Source organism: Streptomyces sp. NPDC006265, assembly GCF_040613555.1.
Classification (GTDB): domain Bacteria; phylum Actinomycetota; class Actinomycetes; order Streptomycetales; family Streptomycetaceae; genus Streptomyces.
This window is the reverse complement of record NZ_JBEXSH010001333.1, coordinates 1-1,642: the sequence shown is the minus strand read 5'-3', so window position 1 is coordinate 1,642 and position 1,642 is coordinate 1. Positions and strand designations below refer to the sequence as shown.

The 1,642-nt window shown below is 75.6% G+C and carries 1 protein-coding gene; it reads right to left on the bottom strand.

Annotated elements, in window-relative coordinates; genetic code table 11:
- Nucleotides 1–1,642: [protein-PII] uridylyltransferase (locus tag ABZ281_RS48550; protein ID WP_356665155.1), on the bottom strand; the 1,642-nt coding region annotated here is incomplete at both ends.

Below are 1,642 nucleotides of genomic sequence, written 5' to 3'. Positions count from 1 at the left end.
GCTCCTGCCCGGCGGGCGGCTCGGTCTGGGCCCGCAGCGAGAGCACCGGGCTGCCCGTGGCCGCCGCCTCCAGGGCGAGCCGCTCCTGCTCGGCGGTGGGCGCGGCTTCCTCGGGGTCGTCCGGGGCGTCGCCCGCGAGCACCGCCGAGACCCGTTTGACCAGGTCGGCGACGAGCGAGCCGCGCCAGGACGACCAGGCGGCCGGGCCGGTCGCGAGGGCGTCGGCCTCGGTGAGGGCGTGCAGCAGTTCCAGGGTGCCCTGGGAGCCGACGGCCTCGGCGACGGAGCGCACGGTGCCCGGGTCTTCCAGGTCGCGCCGGGTGGCGGTGTCGATGAGCAGCAGGTGGTGCCGTACGAGGGTGGCGACGACGGTCACGTCGTGGCGGTCGAAGCCGATCCGGGCGGCCACGTCCTTGGCGATGATCTCGCCGGCCACGGAGTGGTCGCCGGGCCAGCCCTTGCCGATGTCGTGCAGCAGCGCGGCGACCAGCAGCAGGTCGGGGCGGCTGACCCGGCGGGTGAACTCGGAGGCGCGCACCGCGGTCTCGATCAGGTGCCGGTCGACGGTCCATAGGTGTACGGCGTTGCGCTGCGGGCGGCAGCGGACCCGCTCCCAGTCGGGCAGCAGCCGGGTGATCAGCCCCTCGGCCTCCAGCGCCTCCCACACCTCGATGGTGGGACGTCCCGAACCGAGCAGGGTGACGAGCTGCTCGCGGGCCTCGGCGGGCCAGGGCGTGGGCACCGGTCGCACGGTGGCCGCCAGGCGCCGTACGGCGTGCAGGGAGAGCGGGAGTCCGGCCTGCGCGGCGGCGGCCGCGGCACGCAAGGGCAGCACGGGGTCGCGCTCGGGGCGCGCGGCACGGGCGAGCACCACCTCGCCGTCCTGCTCCACCACGCCCTCGGCCAGCGGGGAACGCTCACCGGGCGGTTTCCCGCCGCCCAGCATGGCGCGAAGCCGGGGCCGCACGGCGCGTGACCGCAGGACGCGCCCCACCTCGCGCCAGGTGACGTCACTGGCGTACGAGACGAGCCGTGCGGCCTCGTAGACCTGCCGCAGCAGCGTGTCCGCGTCGAGCAGGCGGAGCTCGGCGGCCACCTGGTCCTGTTCCTGGAGGGCGAGCCGGTCGGTGGCGCGTCCAGTGGTCAGGTGCAGGGCGTCCCGGACGTCGAGGAGCCGGCGCCGGGCGTCGGCGAGGCCCTCGCGCGGGGCGTCGGCGAGCCAGGAGGCGGCGACGGCCCGCAGCGCGGTGGCGTCCCGCAGCCCGCCGCGGGCCTCCTTCAGGTCGGGCTCCAGCAGATACTGCAATTCGCCTTGGCGCTCGGCGCGTTCGGCGCACAGTTCCTGGAGTTCGGGGAGACGCTTGGGCGCCTGGTTGCGCCAGTCGGCCAGTACGGCCGTGCGTAGTGAGGCGGTGAGGCCGAGGTCGCCGGCGATGTGCCGGGCGTCCAGCAGGCCGAGCTGCACCTTGAGGTCCTCGCCGGCGGTCTTGCGGGCCTCGGCAGGCGTGCGGACCGAGTGGTCGAGGTCCAGTCCCAGGTCCCACACGGGGTACCAGAGCCGGTCGGCGAGGGCGGCGACCGCCTTGGTGTCGCTGCCGTCGTGCAGCAGGAGAAGGTCGAGGTCGCTGCGCGGGGACAGCTC